Genomic DNA, 19,797 nt, shown 5'->3' with positions numbered 1-19,797 from the left:
CGACCGCGGGGACTTCACCCACACACTCGACGAACACCCCACAACCAGCGCCCACACCCACCCCGCCGAACGTCAGGCCTCTGGCCCTCCCACCGCGACCGCGGGGAATTAACCCACACACTCGGCGAACGAGTCGACTTACGCGCCAACGTCTAGCAATGACGGCAAGTGGGCACCCTGCTTCTCATGTCCGCGCAACTGCCGGGAGTCTTCCAGTCGCTGTCACCGGTCCTCGACCGGTACGGCTACGCCGCGATAGTGGTGCTGGTTGGGTTGGAGGGGCTGGGGATTCCCCTGCCCGGCCAGCTCATCCTGATCGCGGCGGGGGTTTACGCCGGGCTGGGCCAATTCAACATCGTCGTGGTGCTGTTGCTCGGACTGCTGGCGGCCGTCGGCGGCGACAACGCCGGCTACGCCGTCGGGCGGTACGGCGGCCGGGAATTGGTGCAACGCTTCGGGCGGTATGTATTCCTCACCGAGAAGCGACTGGCGGCCACCGAACGATTCTTCGATAGGCGCGGGCCGATGGTCGTGGTCATCGGGCGCTTCGTCGACGGCCTGCGTCAAGCCAGCGGGATCGCCGCCGGCCTGGCGCGGATGGGGTGGCAACGGTACCTGGCCTACAACGCCGCGGGATCGATCGTCTGGGTCGCCGTCTGGGTCTTCGCCGGATATCTCGCGGGCAGCCACGTCGAGGCGCTCTACCGCGGGTTGGTGCGCTATCAGAAGTTCCTGCTGGCGGCACTCGCCGTCGCACTGATCGCCTTGATCGTTCGCTGGGTGCTCAAACGCCGCTCGGCGCAGCGCGCCGCCGCCGAGTGCTGAGCTGCCGCCGCTAGCTTCGGCTTTATGACCACACCCGCGCCAGACTTCCAGACGCTGCTGTACACCACGGCCGGACCCGTCGCCACCATCACCTTCAACCGACCGGAGCAACTGAACACCATCGTGCCGCCCATGCCCGACGAGATCGAGGCAGCCATCGGCCTGGCCGAGCGGGACGAGGACATCAAAGTGATCGTGCTGCGCGGCGCCGGGCGGGCGTTCTCGGCCGGCTACGACTTCGGGGGTGGCTTCCAGCATTGGGGCGAGGACATGATGACCGACGGCAAGTGGGATCCCGGCAAAGACTTCGCCATGGCCACCGCCCGTCATCTCGCGCCCACCCAGAAGTTCATGTCCATCTGGCGAGCCTCCAAACCGGTGATCGCGCAGGTGCACGGCTGGTGTGTCGGCGGGGCCAGCGACTACGCGCTGTGCGCCGACATCGTGATCGCCAGCGAGGACGCCGTGATCGGCACCCCGTACAGCCGCATGTGGGGGGCGTACCTGACCGGGATGTGGCTTTACCGGCTGAGCCTGGCCAAGGTCAAGTGGCATTCGTTGACCGGGCGATCGCTGAACGGCGTCCAGGCCGCCGCGGTCGAACTGATCAACGAGGCGGTGCCGTTCGAACGCCTCGAGGCTCGGGTCGCCGAGATCGCGGCCGAACTCGCCCAGATCCCGTTGTCGCAGTTGCGGGCGCAGAAGCTGATCGTCAACCAGGCCTACGAGAACATGGGCCTGGCATCGACCCAAACGCTCGGCGTCATCCTCGACGGCCTGATGCGTAACACCCCTGACGCGCTTGATTTCATCCGCACCGCCGAGACCGAGGGCGTGCGGGCCGCCGTCGAACGCCGCGATGGGCCCTTCGGCGACTACAGCCAGGCTCCGCCAGAGCTGCGGCCCAACCCGAAAAATGTCATTACCCCTGATGGCGGCGTATAGTGAGATGGTCTATTAACCTCATCGACTCGCCGGCCCACCAGGGCCCAGAAAATGCTACGGTAACGAATATGTCTCGGTTTAGTACCGGCCTGCGTACAGGCGTTTTTGCTCTTGTTCTCGGTATCGGCGCAGCGGTTTTCCCCGCCACCGCCGGCGCCGATTCCACTGAAGATTTCCCCATCCCGCGGCGGATGATCGCCACCACCTGCGACGCCGAGCAGTACCTGGCCGCCGCCCGGGACACCAGCCCGGTCTACTACCAGCGCTACATGATCGACAAGTCCAACCGGCCGGCCGACGTCCAGCAGGCAGCGGTCGACCGCATCCACTGGTTCTTCTCGCTGTCGCCCGCCGACCGCAGGCAGTACTCCGAGGACACCGCGACCAACGTGTACTACGAGCAGGTGGCGACGCGTTGGGGTAACTGGGCGAAGATTTTCTTCCACAACAAGGGCGTGGTGGCCAAGGCCACTGACGTCTGCAACGGCTACCCGCCCGGCGACATGTCGGTCTGGGACTGGGTCTAACCAGACAATTTCGCTGTCAGGTTAACGGCGACGCGCCGCTGGGTCTTGCCAGGGCAGGCAAAAGGTAACAATAATGAAGCCCCGGCCAACCGTGTACCCAGTGGATATGCACGCGTGGGGTGCGACTGTGGTCCGGGAGCCGGAGGTTGTCGCATGAGCCAAACGACAGGCGGGATACCAGACACGCTGGTCGCCCTCGATTGGCACGGGGTCACGTGCCAATCAGAATCCGGCTGCACCAATCAAGCGACGTACATCGTCAGCCTGCACGCCGTCGACCGGTGCAACCACCCGCAGCTCGACCCGTTTGGCAACGTTATCGAAATCCTGTGCATTGCGTGCCTATGGCGCGCCGAGGCCGAGGTCCTCTGCCACGTCAGCCGGATGCGGCGCCATGCCGAGACGTCCTGCTTGACCTGCGGGGCGCCGGTTGCCGAGCTCAGTGACATCATGCGGGACGTCGTCGCCCTCTAAGCAACGTCACCAAGGACCGTTACTGATGCGGTTCAATTGCACACCCAATTGACAATCCAGCCGCCGGCGAGCTGGTGAATGGCATCCGCTTCGGCAGCGCTACGAGTCATGCCCGCTCCGCCTTGGTACCTCGCGCCGTCGTGGGCGACCGCGCCGCAGTAGGTGAACCTGCTGAGCACGGCGCATTCCTTGACGCCGCACTGCCGCAATGCCAGCTGTGCGGCCCGGGCCGGGCTTGGCTGTCGCCACGCTTTCCCCGACTGGCCGGTTGGGGCATACGCGATGGCTCCATAAGAAATGAGCGGAGGCAGGGGCATACCGGCAGCGTGCGTCTGGACCGCAGCCGGCACTGGCCCGCCATGGACATGGGCGTCCCCGGCCGGAAGCAGCAGCAGGCCCAAGCCGAGAGCAACCGCTAGACCGGCGGCCACAAAAATGGTTCGGTGCCGGACCTTGGTGATCAGGTCCCAGCCCCCGGTAGCGGACCGAAACCACCTCCGTAGGGGCGCCATAGAAGAAGGTTAGGAATTCGATGCCGGCCCGGGTAGCGGAAAAGGTCCCTAGCTTCAGTAGTGCGGCTGGGCCACCCGGAACCGATCGGTGTCCGCGGTATCGGACGACTGCTCCGTCGTCGGCGGCTCCAGTAGCGCCCGAACCGCGGGCCGCGGCCCGTATGGCCGGAGCATCTGACTGGCCGGTCGCGTGCGCACCAGGGTCGGCCACCAGAACCAGCGCCCCATCAGCGCCGCCACCGACGGCATCATGAACGACCGCACGATCAGCGTGTCGAACAACAGACCCAGCGCGATGGTGGTGCCGACCTGCCCCATGACCTTGAGGTCACTGAATATGAACGAGGCCATGGTGGCGGCGAATACCAGACCCGCAGACGTCACCACCGCGCCCGTGCCCGCCATCGAGCGAATAATTCCGGTCTTGAGGCCGGCGTGGATTTCCTCTTTGAAACGCGAAACCAGTAGCAGGTTGTAGTCGGATCCCACCGCCAACAGCAGGATGACCGACATCGCCAGCACCATCCAGTGCAGTTCAAAGCCGATGATGTCCTGCCACACCAGCACGGAGAGCCCGAACGACGCACCCAAGGACAGCAGCACGGTGCCCACAATGGTGATCGCCGCAACCAGACTGCGGGTGATGATCAGCATGATGATCAAAATCAGGCTGGCCGCGGATATGCCGGCGATCATCAGGTCATACTTCGATCCGTCGCGCATGTCTTTGTAGACCGCTGCGGTGCCGCCGAGATATATTTTCGCACCCTCTAACGGGGTCCCCTTGATGGCTTCCTTCGCCGCATTCTTGATGGGATCGACGTGCGAAATACCTTCGGGAGTCGCGGGATCACCCTCGTGAGAAATGATGAACCGGACCGCGTGCCCGTCGGGTGACAGGAACATTTTCAATCCCCGCTTGAAGTCGGGGTTATCGAAGACCTCCGGCGGGATATAGAACGAATCGTCGTTCCTGGACGCGTCGAATGCCTGCCCCATCGCCGTTGCATTCTGGCTCATTTCGTCCATCTGGTCATACAGAGACGACATCGAGCTGTGCATTGTCAGCATCATCTGCTTCATCGTCTTCATGGTGTCGATCATGGGCGGCATCTGCGCCAGCATCTGCGGCAGCAGCATGTCGAGCTTGTCGATTTGACCAGCTAACTGATCGATCTTCTCGCTGAGCTGGTCAATGCCGTCGAGGGCGTCGAAGAGCGAGCGCAACGTGTAGCAGACCGGGATGTCGTAGCAGTGCTTGTCCCAGTAGAAATACGCGCGAATCGGCCGGAAGAAGTCGTCGAAGTTGGCGATTTCGTCCCGCAACTTCGCGGTGATGTCGTTCATCTCATTGGTCAGGCCGTCCATGGTGTGGGTGACGGCCGCCATTTGCGAAGTGATGTTGTACATCCGCTGCATGGTGTCGATCGACTGCTGCATCGCATCGGCCTGACGAAGCATGTCGTCCATGCGTTTATGCATGTACTGCTGATTCTCCACCTGGGTGGTGTTCTGCATGCTGATCTGAAATGGAATCGACGTATGTTCGATCGGCCTGCCCAGCGGTCTGGTAATGGCCTGAACACGCGCGATTCCGGGCAGGTGAAAAACGCCCTTGGCGATGCGGTCGATCACCAACATGTCCGCGGGATTGCGCATGTCGTGGTCTGTTTCGACCAACAGCAATTCCGGATTCATCCGGGCCGTGGAGAAGTGCCGCTCGGCCGCGTCGTATCCCACATTCGCCTTGGTATATCCGGGCAGGTACGGACGGCTGTCGTACTTCGTCTTGTAGCCGGGCAGCGCCAGCAGTCCGACCAGCGCAATCCCTACCGCGACCGCCAGAATCGGGCCGGGCCAGCGCACGATGGCCGTGCCGATTCGTCGCCAACCCCGGGTACGCATCGCGCGCTTGGGGTCGAACAGGTGGAAGCGACTGCGGCTGCCCACCGCCAATATCGCCGGACCGAGGGTGAGCGCGGCGGCGACAGCGACCAGCATCCCGACCGCGCAGGGCACGCCCAGGGACTGGAAGTACGGCAACCGGGTGAAGCTAAGGCAGTACATTGCGCCGGCAATCGTCAGGCCAGAGCCCAGCACCACATGCGCGGTCCCGTGGAACATCGTGTAGAAGGCCTGCTCCCGGTCCTCCCCCGCCGAGCGCGCCTCCTGATAGCGGCCGAGGACGAAGATCGCGTAGTCGGTCCCCGCCGCAATTGCCATCAACACCAGCAGATTTACCGCGAACGTCGACAGACCGATGATGTTGTTGTAGGCCAGCAGGGATACGACCTGGCGAGCCGCGAGCAGCTCGAGGATCACCAAGATCAGCGTGATGAACACCGTGACGATGGACCGGTAGACCCACAGCAGCATCACGATGATCACTACGAAGGTGATCATCGTGACCTTGGCGACGCCCTTCTCGCCGGCCGAGGACTGGTCGGCGTTGAGCGCGGCGGCACCCGTCACGTAGACGTGCAGCCCCGCAGGCGGGTGAGTTTCGTCCACGAGCTCACGGACCGCTTTGACGGATTCGTTGGCCTTGGTCTCGCCCTGGTTGCCGACCAGGTAGACCTGCACGTAGGCGGCTTTGCCGTCATTGCTTTGCGAGCCCGCCGCGGTCAGCGGATCGCCCCAGAAGTCCTGGACGTGCTCGACGTGCGCGCGGTCGGCCTCCAGCTTCTTGACCAGCGCGTCGTAGTAGTTGTGGGCGTCGTCACCGAGCGGCGTGTCCCCCTCGAGCACGATCATCACCGCGCTGTCGGACTCGAATTCGTTGAACACCTTGCCGACGCGCATCATCGCCTGCATCGACGCCGCTTCTTTGGGGCTCATCGACACCGTGTGTTGCTTGCCGACGATGTCCAGAGAGGGGACGAAGACACTGAGGACGACGACGAGGACAACCCAGCCGACGAGAATCAGCCCGGCGAACTTGTACACCGCGTGGGCGAACCGCGGACTCGTGGGGAGGTCTGCTGGTGGGTTCGGCGCCGGAGGAGGACCGGCCTGGGTGGTAGTCATGCGGACTTCACAATGCAGAACGTTTGTGCGTTCACTCCGCTGACCGACCTTTCAGCTTTGACTTCGTCGTTCACGATGATTCGGCAACCGACCTGGTCGGCATCCACCTGGGCGATCACGTTGACGCTCACCGAGGGCAACGTCGTGACAACGGACAGCGTCCAGGGCAACGGCACGTTGCTGACCTTCTGCGGTTGCGCGTTGATGTCGAGGTAATTGATGTTCGCGATGCTGCCCGGCGGGCCGTACACCTCGTAAACGACTTTCTTGGGATTGAACGGCTTGATCTCGTCGGCGGCGCCGCTGGTGATCGGGCGGTCGTCGTGCTCGCCGAAGTAGCTTCGTAACCGAAGCACGCAGAACCCCGCGACGGCGATCACCATCACCACGACGACCGCGATCCACAGTCTCTTAAAGGCGCTGGCAACGGGAATTTTCGGCATCCCAATCACCTCCCGCCCGTAGGTACGCGAGACCACCAGTTCGAGTCCGAAATGACGAATCCCGCCCAATGCTTTGCTGCGCTAAGTATCTTAAGCGCACCAGCCCCACGCACCACAACCTCGTTATTGCTCATGGCGATCCATCACCAGGCCGCTGCAGGTAGCGGTGAGCAAACGGGTCAAAGATGAAGCGAAGTCCCGGTTCCAACCCGGCGGCACGACTTCGGGTTCCTCGGCGTAGGCATCGTTCAGCCGCTCCGGAGGGTTGGCGATCTGCCACAGCGTCGCCGCCAGCGAAAAGGCGGCCAGCAGGATGTCGAACGCCCCCGACCGCCCCAACTCGGGCAGAGCGTTCTCGATCGCGTCCGCCAGGGCGATCACCGCGGCGGTACTGGTGCGCTTGACCTCCAGAACCCGGTCGACATCCACCTCGTGCTCGAGGTGCAGATGAAGATTCGCCAGCAGATCGCAGAACAGCGGATCGGCGGCCAGCCCATCGGCCAGCGCCGCGGCCACCCGTCGTTGCGACATCGGGCCGGGTTCGCTCAAGCTCTCGCACACGGTCTTCGACCACCGAACCCAGCCTTCGGCCGCGAGGTGAAGCAGGACCTCTTTGTGCGATGTGAAGTACCGGCGCACCGCCGAATAGTGAATCCCGGCGCGACTCGCGACCGCGGTCAACGTCACCGACGCCACGCCGGTCTCTAGGGCCAGCGACCGCGCCGCTTCCATCAGCGCCGCGGCCCGCTGGCGCTTGTTCTCCTCCGTACGAGCCCGCCGGAAGGTGAGTTGCGCCACCCGGGGAGATTAACGCACATCGTGTGATTTGTATAACGCACATGACGTGATTTGCAGGGGGTTGACGGGTCGAGTAGCGTGCCGTTACGCACGTGATATGCGTTACATAGTCAGTGCGGCGAAAGGAGTGCCGACCCCGCCTATCGCCATGATTTACTTAGGCAAGCCTTGGCTGTGCTAGGACGGCGTAGACGGCTTTACGCGACCCAGGGCGACCCTCGGGTAACGGTTCAGCGCAGCCCGGCGATCTGAAGATGGACATGGCCCATGAGGGCAACTGAAGGGCGGGTATCGTCCGCCCCTAAAAGGGCCTAGCAACGCGAACCGGTAGGGAGCTTGTGTTATTCAAGGTGCTGTCGCGGACGTGGATCCCACTGGTGATCCTGGCGGTAGTAATCGTCGGGGGGTTCACTGTGAACCGGGTCCGTGGCTTCTTCGGTTCGGAGCAGCGCCCGTCGTACGCCGACAGCAACCTTGAAGGCGCGAAGCCCTTCAATCCCAAAGAGCTGACCTACGAAGTCTTCGGCCCGCCCGGCACGGTGGCCGACATCAGCTACTTCGATGTGAACTCCGACCCGGTCCAAATCGAGGATGCCGTGCTGCCTTGGTCGCTGCACGTGACGACGAACTTGGCGGCTGTGATGGGAAACATTGTCGCGCAAGGCAATAGCAACAGCATCGGCTGCCGGATCATCGTGGATGGGGTCGTCAAGGCCGAGCGAATTTCCAACCAGACCAACGCTTATACGTACTGTCTGGTGAAATCCGCGTGACCGTCCATTACGCGAACGACCCCGACACGCGCACCCACACCGAAAGACCCCTCATCGCGAGGATCATCCACGCGCTTGCGGTGCCGATCATTCTGGGTTGGCTCGCGGTCTGCGTTGCACTGAGTGTTTTCGTGCCATCCCTCGAGGTCGTCGGACAGGAACGTTCCGTCTCGCTGAGCCCCTCCGATGCGCCGTCCTTCGAGGCGATAAAGACCATCGGTGAGGAGTTCCGGGAAGGAAACACCGACAGCACGGCGATGCTCATTTTGGAGAGCAAGGAACCGCTGGGCGACGCGGCGCACAAGTATTACGACACTCTGGTTCGCAAGCTGCGGGCCGACACCAAGCACGTACAGAGCGTCCAGGATTTCTGGGGGGACCCACTCACCGCCGCAGGTGCCCAAAGCAACGACGGCAAAGCCGTCTACGTCCAGTTGAATCTTGCCGGTAACCAAGGCGAGCCGCTGGCCAACGAATCCGTCGAAGCGGTCCGCAAGATCGTCGCCGAGACGCAGGCGCCGCCCGGTCTCAAGACTTACGTCACCGGACTGGCCGCGCTCAGTTCAGACATGCACAACAGCGGCGACAAGTCGATGATCAAGATCACCGCAACGACGGTCGTCGTGATCTTCCTGATGTTGATGGCGGTCTACCGGTCGGTCATCACCGTTGTCGTGCTGCTGCTCACCGTCGGCTTCGAATTGACCGCGGCGCGCGGGGTCGTCGCGCTGTTGGGTCATCTCGGGGTTTTCGGGCTCTCCACTTTTGCGGTCAGCCTGCTCACCTCGCTGGCGATCGCGGCCGGAACCGACTACGGGATATTCATCTTCGGGCGCTACCAGGAGGCCCGGCAGGCCGGCGAAGATCGCGAATCGGCCTTCTACACCATGTACCGGGGAACCGCGCACGTCATCCTGGGCTCCGGGTTGACCATCGCCGGCGCGACGTTCTGTCTCAAGTTCGCCCGGATGCCCTACTTCGAGACCTTGGGTATCCCGTGTGCGCTGGGCATGACCGTCGCGGTGCTGGTTGCACTGACGCTGGGGCCGGCGGTTCTGGTGGTCGGCAGCCGGTTCGGGCTTTTCGATCCCAAGCGCCTGCTCAAGGTCCGGGGCTGGCGACGCGTCGGCACGGTGGTGGTTCGCTGGCCGGTGCCGGTGCTGGCGTGCACCCTCGCCGTAGCGCTCGTCGGCCTGCTCGCCCTGCCCGGATACCAGGTCAACTACAACGACCGCGAATACCTGCCCACCGGCATCCCCGCCAACGAAGGGTTTGCGGCCGCGGATCGGCACTTCTCCCAGGCTCGGATGAAGCCCGAGATCTTGATGATCAAGTCCGACCACGACATGCGAAACCCGGCCGACTTCCTGATCTTGGACAGGCTGGCCAAGGGCATCTTCCGGGTGCCCGGCATCTCCCGGGTGCAGGCGATCACCCGGCCCGACGGCATGGCCATGGACCACACGTCCATACCGTTCCAGATCAGCATGCAAAACGCCGGCCAGGTGCAGACGATGAAGTACCAGCGCGACCGGATGAACGACATGCTCAAGCAGGCAGACGAGATGGGCAAGACGATCATCCTCATGAAGCGGATGTACGGCTTGATGACTCAACTCGCCGACAACACCCACCGCATGACCGTCGACACCGAAGAGATGCAGGCGATCACCAACGAACTGCGCGACAACATCGCCAATTTCGACGACCAATGGCGCCCGATTCGCGCCTATTTCTATTGGGAGAGGCACTGTTTCGACATACCGATCTGCTGGTCGATCAGATCGATCTTTGATGCGCTGGATGGCCTGGATCAGGTCGACGAGAAGCTGAACACCCTGGTCGGCGACATCAAGAACCTGGACCGGCTGATGCCGGAGATGCTCGCGACGTTCCCGCCGATGATCGACTCGATGGAAAACATGCAGACCATGATGCTGACGATGCACAGCACCATGTCCGGCATCTACGACCAAATGGACGAGATGAGCGAGAACGCGAACGCCATGGGCAAGGCGTTCGACGCCGCCAAGAACGACGACTCGTTCTACCTGCCGCCGGAAGTGTTCAAGAACAAGGACTTTCAGCGCGCTATGAACTCTTTCCTGTCCCCCGACGGAACCGCGGCGCGCTTCATCATCCTGCATCGGGGGGACCCCCAATCGGCCGAGGGCATCGCGAGTATCGACGCGATCCGCACGGCGGCCGAGGAGTCGCTCAAGGGCACGCCGCTGGAGGCGGCCGAGATCTACGTGGGCGGCACGGCGGCCGTATTCAAAGACATTTCCGACGGCGCCAACTGGGATTTGTTGATCGCTGGAATCTCTTCGCTCTGCCTGATTTTCATCATCATGCTGATCCTCACCCGCGCCTTCGTCGCGGCGGCGGTGATCGTGGGCACGGTCGCGCTGTCGCTGGGCGCGTCGTTCGGGCTGTCCGTACTGCTGTGGCAGCACATCCTGGCGATTCCCTTGCACTACATGGTGTTGGCGATGTCGGTGATCGTCCTCTTGGCGGTCGGTTCTGACTACAACCTGTTGTTGGTTTCGCGGTTCAAGGAAGAAATTCACGCGGGGCTCAACACGGGCATCATTCGCGCCATGGGCGGGACCGGAAAAGTCGTGACCAACGCCGGCCTGGTGTTCGCGTTCACCATGGCATCGATGATCGTCAGCGACCTGCGGGTGATCGGCCAGGTGGGCACCACCATCGGCCTGGGTCTGCTGTTCGACACGTTGATCGTGCGTGCGTTCATGACGCCCGCGATCGCCGCCCTGCTGGGCCGTTGGTTCTGGTGGCCGATGCGGGTACGAAGCCGACCGGCCCGCAACCCCGTGCTGCCCAGGCAGGACCAGTCGGCGGATCGGACGCTGGCGTTCAGCCAAGACCGTTAGCCTCGATTTTTCGTCGAGGGTGATTTCGGTCGGACTTGGCGATGGGGTGCGTGGTGTCTGGGGTTTGTGTGGTTTAGGGCGTGTTGGGGTTGTCCCGTGTCGCCGGGTTGGCGGGCTTTCCCAGGGCCGGTGGTCTTTCGTGCTCGGTTGGTCAGCTGGGTTGTCGGTCAACCGAAGGCGGTGCGGATGTGTTGCCATGCGGTGGCGATGGCTGCGGCCCATCGCCAGGTGGCGTCGATGCGTAGTCGGGTTCGGCGGGCGCCGCGGGTGATGCGGGCTGCGACGTGCAGGACTCGGTAGCGGAAGGTAGCGATCTCGGCACGGGTCAGGCCGGGGTGGCCGGTGAATCCGATGAGCTGGCACCAGGTGACCAGATCGGCTGCGGCCAAGACGATTTCCAGCCAGGCGGCGTTGGCGTCGAATGCCTGACACGGCAGGTTGCGCAGGCCGGTGGCTTTGAGTTCGCGGATGCGGTCTTCGACGCGGGCGTGTTGGCGGTGGCGTAGTTCCAGACCTGCCACCTGGCCGGCGACCACACCGGGCGGTGTGTCGGTGATGAACGCGGTGACCCGCATCCCGTCGGCGTCGGTGAACCGCAACTGCGCACCCGGATGGGGCCTTTCCTTGCGCAGGATCAGCCGGGTCCCCGCCGGCCACGATGACAGGTTGACCAGGTTGGTGGCCTCGGCGACCCAGGCGCCCTCGCGGATACCACCGTCGGTGTCGATCGTCGGATACCAGCACTGCCCGATGTTGAGAGTGTCCACAGCGTCCTGCACCCGCCAATCCACGGGGTAGCCGAAGGAGAACCCCACGCCCGCGGCGCGGCAGGCGTCGGCGAAGTCGTGGGTGGCCCCGGCGGTGTCGCAGCGCACCAGCACCGCCGGCTTGTCGGGGTCGTCGCGATGATCGGGGTCCGGCCGCCATCGCGCCGGCAGGCCGCCAGTGCCTGCGCTAGGGACACTGACGTGGTCAGCTGCGGTGTTGGAGCCCGCGCCACCGGGGCGCAGTAGGCCGCCAGCGCTTCCCCGCCGGCGATCTCGGGGCGGTCCACGAAGGCCAGCAGCGGGTGGTGACCGTAGGTCTTTTTCCAGGTCGCCCCTGCCTTCTCCTTGTTATCGGAATGATCGAGGACCAGGGTGGCGTCGATGTCGATGTGCAACCAGCCACCCGGTGCGGGGGCGGCGCCGGCGGCCCAGGCCGCTGCGCGGGCCGCAGCCCGGGCGGCACGCACCCGCGGTAGGTGCGAAGCATCGATGCGCTCATCGATTAGCCGCCACATCGTGGTCGTGGAGGCTTTGGCACCCAGGACATGCTCACGGTCGCCGCACAGTTGTCCGACCGCGTCGATGCAGTCCGCCCCATCGGCGACCGCGGCAGCCAGATCAGCGAACACCTCCCGGGCGCATACACCCACGGGCCCCGGTAGGTATCTGCCAACGCGGCGGTGACCTGCGCCGATAACCCGCTGCGGTCCGCGAGCTCACGCACCATGGCCATCCCGGCATGCGACACGACACCATAACCGTCGGCGGAAACTTTCACCCGCGACCCGACCGCGATATTCTTCACCTGCGAGGTGCCTTCCCGCTGGAACGACTGAACCCTAGAGAAGTCCAATTATTCCTTGCAGGACAGGCACTTTCGCATATCTACACCCCGAAACTCACAACGTTTCACGAAAAATCCGGGTTAGGCCGGCTGCACCCATCCAGACCTTCGCGCGCTCCGAATACCTGGTGTGCAACAGCCACCCCACTTGCAACGTTCGGTAGTCGCTATCGGCAACGTCACCTCGTACGAGGCCGACGATCGCCACGGCGGACCCGCCCACACGCATTACGTCGACCTCGGCGACTTGGAAGAATTCCTTATCCGCCAACGGTTTTCGCGGTACTTTGTCGACTACTTTGTCACCCCGCTGGTGGCCGCGGTGCGGCGGTGCGCCAGCGGCGGCGCATTGCGCTATCCGGCCCGGGTACCGCTGTTCACGGTGATGGACGTCAGCGGAACCCGGCCGACCGAGAAGCACCTGAGGGGCCGACCGGAGTCCGCCGAATATCAAAGTCGCACACCATATTTCATTCCACGCCCGGTCACATCGGCAGGACGATGAGCACCATGAGCCCACAATGTTGCCAGCTGGGGATAGGCTACCGAACAATGAGCGTTTCGCTGCAGCCGAGCGGCGACCTGGATGCCTTGCTGCGCCGGGTCGCGCGCCGCGACACTGCGGCGTTCGCCGCCTTCTACGACCAGACCAAGACCCGGGTGTACGGAATGGTGGTCAGGGTGTTGCGTGACGCGGGCTACAGCGAGGAAACCACCCAGGAGATCTATCTCGAGGTGTGGCGCAACGCTGCGGAGTTCGAGTCCGCCAAGGGGTCGGCGTTGGCGTGGCTGCTGACCATGGCGCACCGCCGCGCCGTCGACCGGGTACGCAGCGAGCAGGCCGGTAGCCAACGCGAATCCCGCTACGGCACGGCCAACGTAGAGCCGGCGGTCGACGTCGTCGCCGACTCTGCAATCGCCGGCGACGAGCGACGCCGGGTTGCCCAGTGCCTGGAGGGGTTGACCGAGACGCAACGGGAATGCATCGAGATGGCCTACTACGGCGGCCTGACGTACGTCGAAGTGGCGCAGCGCCTGGCCGCCAATCTCTCTACTATCAAGTCGCGCATGCGTGATGCGCTGCGTGGACTGCGCAACTGCCTGGACGTGCCATGACCGATCAACCAAAGGACCTGACCCTGCTCGAGCTGGCGACGCCGTACGCCCTGGATGCCCTGTCCACCGGTGAGCGGGCCGACGTCGAGCGGCGGGTAGCCGCCGCGCCCGCAGCGGTCGCGACGGCCTTCCGCGACGAGGTCCGCGCCGTCCGCGAGACCATGGCCGTCGTCTCGGCGACGACCACCGCCGAACCGCCGGCCGGGCTGCGTAGCGCCATCCTGGCAGCCGTAGAGCCCGAGCAGCAATCCCGGCCGAAGGATCAATCACCTTGGCGGACAAGGTTTTTTGCGCTGGCAGCCGCCGTCGCCATCGGACTGGCGGGATTCGGCCTCGGGGTGCTGTCCCGACCACAAACCACCACCCAAACGGTCGCCGAGCAAGTGCTGAGCGCTCCGGATATGAAGACGGTCTCTCGCCCGTTAGGCGCCGGACAGGCGACGGTGATGTTCTCCCGCGACCGCAATGCCGGTGTGCTGGTGATGAACAATGTGCCGCCACCGTCCTCCGGAACCGTCTACCAAATGTGGCTGATCGGCGCCAACGGCCCCAAGTCGGCGGGAACCATGGACGCCCAACAGGTACGTCCCACCACCACGGCGACGGTTGGCGACCTCGGAACCTGCCGGGCGCTGGCCTTCACCGTGGAACCCGGCACGGGGTCGTCGGAGCCCACCAGCCCGATTCTGGTGGAGTTGCCACTCAAGTAGCCGAGCGCTGGTCCCGCCGGACCAGGCTGCCCAGCACGGCTACGACGACGCCCGCCACCACCAGTGCCGCGCCGGCGACCAGGGTGACGTTGAGCCAGTGGTGCAAACAGCCCTCGGCCTGTCCGACCATGACGTCAGCCATCCGGCGGATGTCCCCGGTGGTCTGGTTGAGCTCGTCGTTGACGTAGTGTCGGCCGACCTCGATGCCGGCCCAGCCGACCGCGCCCACCAGCAGCGCCGAGACGCCAAGGCTGGTCAACGCCTTTCCGCGGCGCCGGGCGGCCACCACCAACAACAGAGCGCAGACGACGCTGGCGGCGGCCGCGCCGGCACTCACCCAAGGGCCCCGCACCGCGAGCCGGTGCAATTGTCCCTGCCGCACTGGGTGCGGACCCTCAACGGTTAGCGGGACCTTCAGCGTGTCGGGCGCCGCCACGTGGTAGCGGTCCAGGATCTGTTGCAACGAGCTGTCTTTGAGCATGGGCGCCACGTCGACCACCCACTGGTCGCCCGTGGGTTGCGGCGCGGCGAACAACCAGCGGTGCGCAGCCCGGTTCACCTCGACAAACAGCGGCGGAAACGACGGACCGGCGGTGAAGGCCGCGGCCGCGTTGTGTACGACGGAACCGTCGACCCGGCTCGATGCGCCGTGTTCTGCGATGAGCGCCATGGCCCGGGAGGTCAGCTCCGACGCCATGGCGGACTGCAGGGCCGGGTCATCCGCCGCTTGCCGAGCCAGCGCGGCGTAGCCGTCCTCGTCGACGATGTTGCGCTGGGCCCACGTCGCCGGGATCGCCACCGCCAGCGCGGCTGTGGCTACCAGCCAGAGGAATACGGTCGCGACGAAGCGCACGAACCAGAACTTACTGTGCGATCCCCCGCAGATAGGCCGCTTGCCCCAGGTGCTGGGCGCAGTCGTCGATGATGCTGACCAGCCGAGCGCTGGCGGTTACCGGCGGATCCCAGTTGGTGTCCACGATGCGGGCGAGCTCGTCGGCGGTGACCCCTTCGACGTACTCGATGGTCAGCAGATGCACCGCGTGGTAGTAGCCGACCAGGTGATCGATGGGTAAGCGGACCTTGGCCACCTCGTCCGGTCCGTGTCCGTAGCCCGTGTCGTTGCGCGGCAGATCGAGACCGAACCGGTCCACCCAGCCGTCACGGAACCACGCCTGCTCGACACCGGCGATGTCGGCGACCTGGAGGTCCTGCACCCGCGCGCTGTGCCAGATCAACCAGGTGATGCTGTTGGCCTTCGCGGTCGGGCGGTACTCGGCGATCTCGTCGGTGAGGCCTTCGGTCAGCTCGCCGACATGCTCGATCAACCGGGTGAACGCGTCGCGAAGTAATTCCCGGGCTGCTTCGTCGCTACCTGACATACCACCGACACTACGGACCGGCGCCGTGCCAGACCGCCTCGACGTTGTTGCCGTCGGGGTCGCGCACGAAGGCGCCGAAGTAGCCGGGGTGATATTCCGGCCAGAGTCGAGGAGCGTGCAGGGACTCGGCCCCGAGGCCCACCGCCGCGTCGTAGAACGCGCGCACGGCAGCCTCGTCGGCCGCTTGGAAGGCGATGTGGACTTCCCGATTCGGCCCCTGCGCGTCGCCGGCGGCGGCATCGGCGATCCAGAAATCCGGTTTGCCGTCGCGGCCGTACCCGATGGCCACCCCGAAATCCAGCTGCCTGGAGTAGCCCAGGACACCCAGCACCGTGTCGTAGAACTCCTGCGATTTCGGGTAATCGGCGCAGTTGATTCCTATGTGATCGATCACGTCGACGATCCTGGCACGACCCACCGACACGGTCGTAGATTATTTAGATGACCTACGACCTCGTCATCCGCAACGGCACCATCGTGGACGGCCTAGGAGGTGAGCCGTACGTCGGAGACGTCGCGGTCAAAGACGGGGTCATCAAGGCCGTCGGCGACGTCAACGGCGCCGCAGCGGCCAAGGAAATCGACGCTACCGGCCTGCTGGTCACCCCGGGCTTCGTCGACCTGCACACCCACTACGACGGCCAGGCCATCTGGTCGGACCGGCTGACGCCATCCTCGGCGCACGGCGTCACCACGGTGGTGATGGGCAACTGCGGGGTCGGTTTCGCCCCGTGCCGTCAGGAAGACCACGAGGTGCTCGTCGACGTGATGGCCGGAGTCGAGGACATACCCGGCGTCGTCATGACCGACGGCCTGCCGTGGTCATGGGAAACCTTCCCCGAATACCTCGACGCTTTGGAGGCCGGCAAGCGCGACATTGATGTCGCCGCGTACCTCCCGCATTCCCCGCTGCGGGTGTATGTGATGGGCCAGCGCGGCGCCGATCGTGAGCCGGCCACCCCCGAGGACCTGGCGAAGATGCGCGCGCTGGCCAAGGAAGCCATTGAGGCGGGGGCGCTGGGTTTTGCGTCGTCACGGCTCACGATCCACAAGACCGAGAGCGGGGCGCCGATCCCCAGCTATGACGCCGCGCGCGAGGAGATCGAGGAGATCGCCCGGGGCGTGGTCGACGGCGGGGGTGGCCTACTGCAGTTCGTGCCCGACATCCCGTCGGCCGGCTACCAACCGGTGCTGCAAATGGTGTTCGACGTCGCCGAAGACCTGCGACTGCCGGTCACCTTCACACTCATCGTCGGCAACTCCGGTGAGCCGTTCTGGCCCGACGCCATCACGATGGTCGAGAAAGCCAACGCCAACGCGGGAGCCAGCACCCCGCAGTTCACCGCGCAGCTGTTGCCGCGGCCGATCGGGCTGATCATCGGCCTGCAAATGACGGCCAACCCGTTCGTGCTCTATCCCAGCTACCGCGAGATCGCCGATCTGCCGCTGGCCGAGCGCGTCGCGGAGATGCGCAAGCCCGAGGTCCGCGCCCGGATCCTGGCCGACAAGCCGGGCACCGGGCACCCGATCCTGTACGTGGCGCAGGCCTGGGACTGGATCTACCCGCTGGGCGACAACCCGAACTATGAGCCGGACCCGGCCGACAGCATCTCCGCGCGCGCCCGGGCTCGCGGGGTCAGCCCGCTCGAGGAGGCCTACGACCGGCTGCTCGACGACGACGGCCACGCCATGTTGATGGTCGCGATGAGCAACCTGGAGAACAACTCGCTGGACACCGTCGGCAAACTCCTGCACCGCGACGACGTGGTGCTGGGCCTGGGTGACGGGGGCGCGCACTACGGGATGATCTGCGACGCCAGCTACTCGACGTACTTCCTGACGCACTGGGCGCGCGACCGGAAGTCCGGGCGCTTCACCATCGCCGAAGCCATCCGCGAACTGACGTCGGTACCGGCTCGCATCGCCGGATTGGCCGACCGGGGGCGCATCGCCGAGGGGTACAAGGCCGACCTCAACGTCATCGACCACGCCGCCCTGCGCCTGCACAAGCCGGTGATCACCCACGATCTGCCGGCCGGCGGGCGCCGCCTCGACCAGACCGCGGACGGCTACTTGGCGACCGTCGTCTCCGGTCAGGTAATCGCCGAAAACGGCGTTCCGACCACCGCCCGACCAGGCAAATTGGTACGCGGACGCCAGCCCTCCCCCGTCGGGGTCTAAGGTTCTTACGGGTTCCTGTACGACTCCTGGGAATTAGCCGTACCAGGATGTCTGAAACGCCCACGGCGAGCGGCGCCGGACGGTAGTTTGAATTGGTGACAACGCCGCATTTCGCGTGGTTGCCGCCAGAGATCAATTCGGCACTAATGTTCGCCGGTCCCGGCGCGGGACCGCTACTTGGCGCGGCCGCTGCCTGGAGCAGCCTCGCCGAGGAGCTGGCGGCTGCGGTTTCGTCATTCAGCTCGGTGACCACCGAGTTGACCAGTGGTTCGTGGTTGGGCCCTTCGTCGGCGGCCATGATGACCGTCGCAACACAGTACATGTCGTGGCTCAGTGCGGCCGCATTACAGGCCGAGCAGGCCGCAGCGCAAGCCACCGCGACGGCCTCGGCCTTCGAGGCGGCGCAGGCGCTCACCGTGCAGCCCGCCGTCGTTGCGGCCAATCGCGCGCTGGTGCAGGCCCTTGCCTCCACGAACTTCTTCGGCATGAACTTCCCGGCGATCATGGACACCGAAGCCGCCTACGAGCAGATGTGGGCGCTGGACGTCGTCGCCATGGCCGGGTACCACTTCGACGCATCCGCGGCCGCCGCACAGCTGGCGCCCTGGCAGAAGGTGTTGCGCAACCTCGGTATCGACATCGGCAAGAACGGCCAGCTCAACCTCGGGTTCGGCAACACCGGCAGTGGCAACATCGGCATCAACAACGTCGGCAACAACAACCTGGGCATCGGCAACACCGGCAGCGGCAACCTGGGCAGCGGCAACACCGGTAGCGGCAACCTGGGCTTGGGCAACCTGGGTAGCGGCAACCTGGGCTTGGGCAACCTGGGTAGCGGCAACATCGGCTTGGGCAACACCGGCAACGACGCGTTGGGCATGGGGCTGACCGGTGACAACCGGTTCGGCTTCGGCGGCCTCAACTCGGGTAGCGGCAACGTCGGGATCGGAAACTCGGGCACCGGCAACAGCGGCTTCTTCAACTCCGGCGACGGCAACACCGGCATCGGCAACTCGGGGTCGCTCAATACTGGCCTCGGCAATTCCGGAAGCATCAATACCGGTATCGGTGCGGCCGGAACGATGACAACGGGCTTGCTGTACCCAGGCATGCACGACGCCTTCCGGGCTGCTGCCGACGCGGGACTGGCCAGCACAGCCAGTTACGCCACCGGCGGTTTGAGCACCGCGGCCGCGAGCTCTGGCCTGTTGAGTTCCGCGCTGGCGAACACCGGTGGGCTGCATCAGGGTATTGCGACGGCGTTGAACTCCGGCTTGACCACCGCACCTGCGGTCGCCCCGGCCGCTGCCACGGCGGGTTTCGACTCCGGCAATCCGAGCGGCGTCAGCGCGAACGCCACCAGCAGTGCCGCCGCCAATGCGGGTCTCAAGACCAGCACCGGCTTCCCGGGCGGCGCTTTCTACAACGGCGCCGGCAACGAATCGGGCATGCGACCCAACGGCGGCCGAGACGCGGGACTGGGCAACGGAATCCCGAAGTCGGGCTTCTACCCGGGTATCGAACGCGAACCCGGCGACGCGACGGTGATCAGGCTGCCGATCCGGTCGGAGTAGTCGCGGCC

17 protein-coding genes and 2 pseudogenes are annotated in these 19,797 nt (G+C 64.9%); 11 read left to right on the top strand and 8 right to left on the bottom strand.

Annotation, left to right across the window (positions count from 1 at the left end; genetic code table 11):
- The first annotated feature begins 186 nt into the window (after positions 1 to 186).
- The 4 genes from G6N68_RS01625 (at position 187) to G6N68_RS01610 (ending at position 2,771) form a co-directional block, all read left to right on the top strand.
- Complete coding sequence (locus G6N68_RS01625) at positions 187 to 825, top strand: DedA family protein (RefSeq protein WP_163707012.1); 639 nt, start codon at positions 187 to 189, stop codon at positions 823 to 825.
- Positions 826 to 849: 24 nt separating this feature from the next.
- Positions 850 to 1,770, top strand: a complete 921-nt coding sequence (locus G6N68_RS01620; RefSeq protein ID WP_163707010.1) for a crotonase/enoyl-CoA hydratase family protein — start codon at positions 850 to 852, stop codon at positions 1,768 to 1,770.
- A gap of 68 nt (positions 1,771 to 1,838) precedes the next feature.
- On the top strand, positions 1,839 to 2,297 hold the full coding sequence (locus G6N68_RS01615) for a DUF5078 domain-containing protein (RefSeq protein WP_163707007.1): 459 nt from the start codon (positions 1,839 to 1,841) through the stop codon (positions 2,295 to 2,297).
- A gap of 153 nt (positions 2,298 to 2,450) precedes the next feature.
- Entirely contained in the window at positions 2,451 to 2,771 is a 321-nt protein-coding gene (locus G6N68_RS01610; protein WP_069422299.1) for a hypothetical protein, read from the top strand.
- A 32-nt stretch (positions 2,772 to 2,803) separates the two neighbouring features.
- Here the strand turns inward: G6N68_RS01610 and G6N68_RS01605 are convergent, their stop codons facing one another.
- The 4 genes from G6N68_RS01605 to G6N68_RS01590 form a co-directional block, all read right to left on the bottom strand.
- Entirely contained in the window at positions 2,804 to 3,283 is a 480-nt protein-coding gene (locus tag G6N68_RS01605; protein WP_240355327.1) for a DUF4189 domain-containing protein, read from the bottom strand.
- A 54-nt stretch (positions 3,284 to 3,337) separates the two neighbouring features.
- Entirely contained in the window at positions 3,338 to 6,310 is a 2,973-nt protein-coding gene (locus G6N68_RS01600) for an MMPL/RND family transporter (RefSeq protein ID WP_163707004.1), read from the bottom strand.
- Positions 6,307 to 6,753, bottom strand: coding sequence for an MmpS family transport accessory protein (locus G6N68_RS01595; protein WP_163707002.1), 447 nt, complete (start codon positions 6,751 to 6,753; stop codon positions 6,307 to 6,309). The genes G6N68_RS01600 and G6N68_RS01595 overlap by 4 nt, the downstream gene beginning before the upstream one ends.
- Positions 6,754 to 6,876: 123 nt before the next feature.
- Positions 6,877 to 7,551, bottom strand: a complete 675-nt coding sequence (locus G6N68_RS01590) for a TetR/AcrR family transcriptional regulator (RefSeq protein ID WP_163706999.1) — start codon at positions 7,549 to 7,551, stop codon at positions 6,877 to 6,879.
- A gap of 350 nt (positions 7,552 to 7,901) precedes the next feature.
- On the opposite strand from G6N68_RS01590, the gene G6N68_RS01585 reads away from it, so the two are divergent.
- Positions 7,902 to 8,324, top strand: a complete 423-nt coding sequence (locus G6N68_RS01585) for an MmpS family transport accessory protein (protein WP_163718003.1) — start codon at positions 7,902 to 7,904, stop codon at positions 8,322 to 8,324.
- Positions 8,321 to 11,218 (top strand): MMPL/RND family transporter, encoded by a 2,898-nt coding sequence (locus G6N68_RS01580; protein WP_163706996.1) that lies wholly within the window; start codon positions 8,321 to 8,323, stop codon positions 11,216 to 11,218. The genes G6N68_RS01585 and G6N68_RS01580 overlap by 4 nt, the downstream gene beginning before the upstream one ends.
- A 167-nt stretch (positions 11,219 to 11,385) precedes the next feature.
- Here the strand turns inward: G6N68_RS01580 and G6N68_RS01575 are convergent.
- Positions 11,386 to 12,790 (bottom strand): annotated as a pseudogene (locus G6N68_RS01575) (IS1380 family transposase).
- Between the two features lie 286 nt (positions 12,791 to 13,076).
- Here G6N68_RS01575 and G6N68_RS30435 point away from each other — a divergent pair.
- From G6N68_RS30435 to G6N68_RS01560, 3 genes and pseudogenes are all read left to right on the top strand, one after another.
- Positions 13,077 to 13,229, top strand: a pseudogene (locus G6N68_RS30435) (amine oxidase); the annotation flags it as partial.
- A 152-nt stretch (positions 13,230 to 13,381) separates the two neighbouring features.
- Positions 13,382 to 13,945: a sigma-70 family RNA polymerase sigma factor gene (locus G6N68_RS01565; protein ID WP_163706993.1), complete on the top strand. Its 564-nt coding sequence runs from the start codon at positions 13,382 to 13,384 to the stop codon at positions 13,943 to 13,945.
- On the top strand, positions 13,942 to 14,655 hold the full coding sequence (locus G6N68_RS01560) for an anti-sigma factor (protein WP_163706990.1): 714 nt from the start codon (positions 13,942 to 13,944) through the stop codon (positions 14,653 to 14,655). The genes G6N68_RS01565 and G6N68_RS01560 overlap by 4 nt, the downstream gene beginning before the upstream one ends.
- On the opposite strand, the gene G6N68_RS01555 is transcribed toward G6N68_RS01560, so the two are convergent.
- The 3 genes from G6N68_RS01555 to G6N68_RS01545 are packed head-to-tail and all read right to left on the bottom strand — an operon-like array spanning position 14,648 to position 16,428.
- Positions 14,648 to 15,508 carry a hypothetical protein gene (locus tag G6N68_RS01555; protein WP_163706987.1) on the bottom strand — a complete coding sequence of 287 codons (861 nt, stop codon included), beginning with the start codon at positions 15,506 to 15,508 and terminating at the stop codon, positions 14,648 to 14,650. The two genes, G6N68_RS01560 and G6N68_RS01555, sit on opposite strands and share 8 nt — an antisense overlap.
- A 10-nt stretch (positions 15,509 to 15,518) precedes the next feature.
- A complete protein-coding gene (locus tag G6N68_RS01550) occupies positions 15,519 to 16,034 on the bottom strand; it encodes a mycothiol transferase (protein WP_163706985.1) in 516 nt (171 codons plus the stop codon).
- Between the two features lie 10 nt (positions 16,035 to 16,044).
- Positions 16,045 to 16,428, bottom strand: coding sequence for a VOC family protein (locus G6N68_RS01545; RefSeq protein ID WP_163718000.1), 384 nt, complete (start codon positions 16,426 to 16,428; stop codon positions 16,045 to 16,047).
- Positions 16,429 to 16,475: 47 nt separating this feature from the next.
- Here G6N68_RS01545 and G6N68_RS01540 point away from each other — a divergent pair, with 47 nt between their 5' ends.
- Positions 16,476 to 18,215 carry an N-acyl-D-amino-acid deacylase family protein gene (locus G6N68_RS01540; protein ID WP_163706982.1) on the top strand — a complete coding sequence of 580 codons (1,740 nt, stop codon included), beginning with the start codon at positions 16,476 to 16,478 and terminating at the stop codon, positions 18,213 to 18,215.
- A gap of 95 nt (positions 18,216 to 18,310) precedes the next feature.
- On the top strand, positions 18,311 to 19,789 hold the full coding sequence (locus G6N68_RS01535) for a PPE family protein (protein WP_163706980.1): 1,479 nt from the start codon (positions 18,311 to 18,313) through the stop codon (positions 19,787 to 19,789).
- The last annotated feature ends 8 nt before the right edge of the window (positions 19,790 to 19,797 follow it).

Source organism: Mycobacterium bourgelatii (assembly GCF_010723575.1).
GTDB lineage: Bacteria > Actinomycetota > Actinomycetes > Mycobacteriales > Mycobacteriaceae > Mycobacterium > Mycobacterium bourgelatii.
This window is presented reverse-complemented; position numbering and strand designations above follow the sequence as displayed.

Excerpts from the sequence above, each read along its gene's own strand:
- G6N68_RS01625 (WP_163707012.1), top strand. The coding sequence starts at position 187 with ATGTCCGCGCAACTGCCGGGAGTCTTCCAGTCGCTGTCACCGGTCCTC.
- G6N68_RS01620 (WP_163707010.1), top strand. The coding sequence starts at position 850 with ATGACCACACCCGCGCCAGACTTCCAGACGCTGCTGTACACCACGGCC.
- G6N68_RS01615 (WP_163707007.1), top strand. The coding sequence starts at position 1,839 with ATGTCTCGGTTTAGTACCGGCCTGCGTACAGGCGTTTTTGCTCTTGTT.
- G6N68_RS01610 (WP_069422299.1), top strand. The coding sequence starts at position 2,451 with ATGAGCCAAACGACAGGCGGGATACCAGACACGCTGGTCGCCCTCGAT.
- G6N68_RS01605 (WP_240355327.1), bottom strand. The coding sequence starts at position 3,283 with ATGGCGCCCCTACGGAGGTGGTTTCGGTCCGCTACCGGGGGCTGGGAC.
- G6N68_RS01600 (WP_163707004.1), bottom strand. The coding sequence starts at position 6,310 with ATGACTACCACCCAGGCCGGTCCTCCTCCGGCGCCGAACCCACCAGCA.
- G6N68_RS01595 (WP_163707002.1), bottom strand. The coding sequence starts at position 6,753 with ATGCCGAAAATTCCCGTTGCCAGCGCCTTTAAGAGACTGTGGATCGCG.
- G6N68_RS01565 (WP_163706993.1), top strand. The coding sequence starts at position 13,382 with ATGAGCGTTTCGCTGCAGCCGAGCGGCGACCTGGATGCCTTGCTGCGC.
- G6N68_RS01560 (WP_163706990.1), top strand. The coding sequence starts at position 13,942 with ATGACCGATCAACCAAAGGACCTGACCCTGCTCGAGCTGGCGACGCCG.
- G6N68_RS01550 (WP_163706985.1), bottom strand. The coding sequence starts at position 16,034 with ATGTCAGGTAGCGACGAAGCAGCCCGGGAATTACTTCGCGACGCGTTC.
- G6N68_RS01540 (WP_163706982.1), top strand. The coding sequence starts at position 16,476 with ATGACCTACGACCTCGTCATCCGCAACGGCACCATCGTGGACGGCCTA.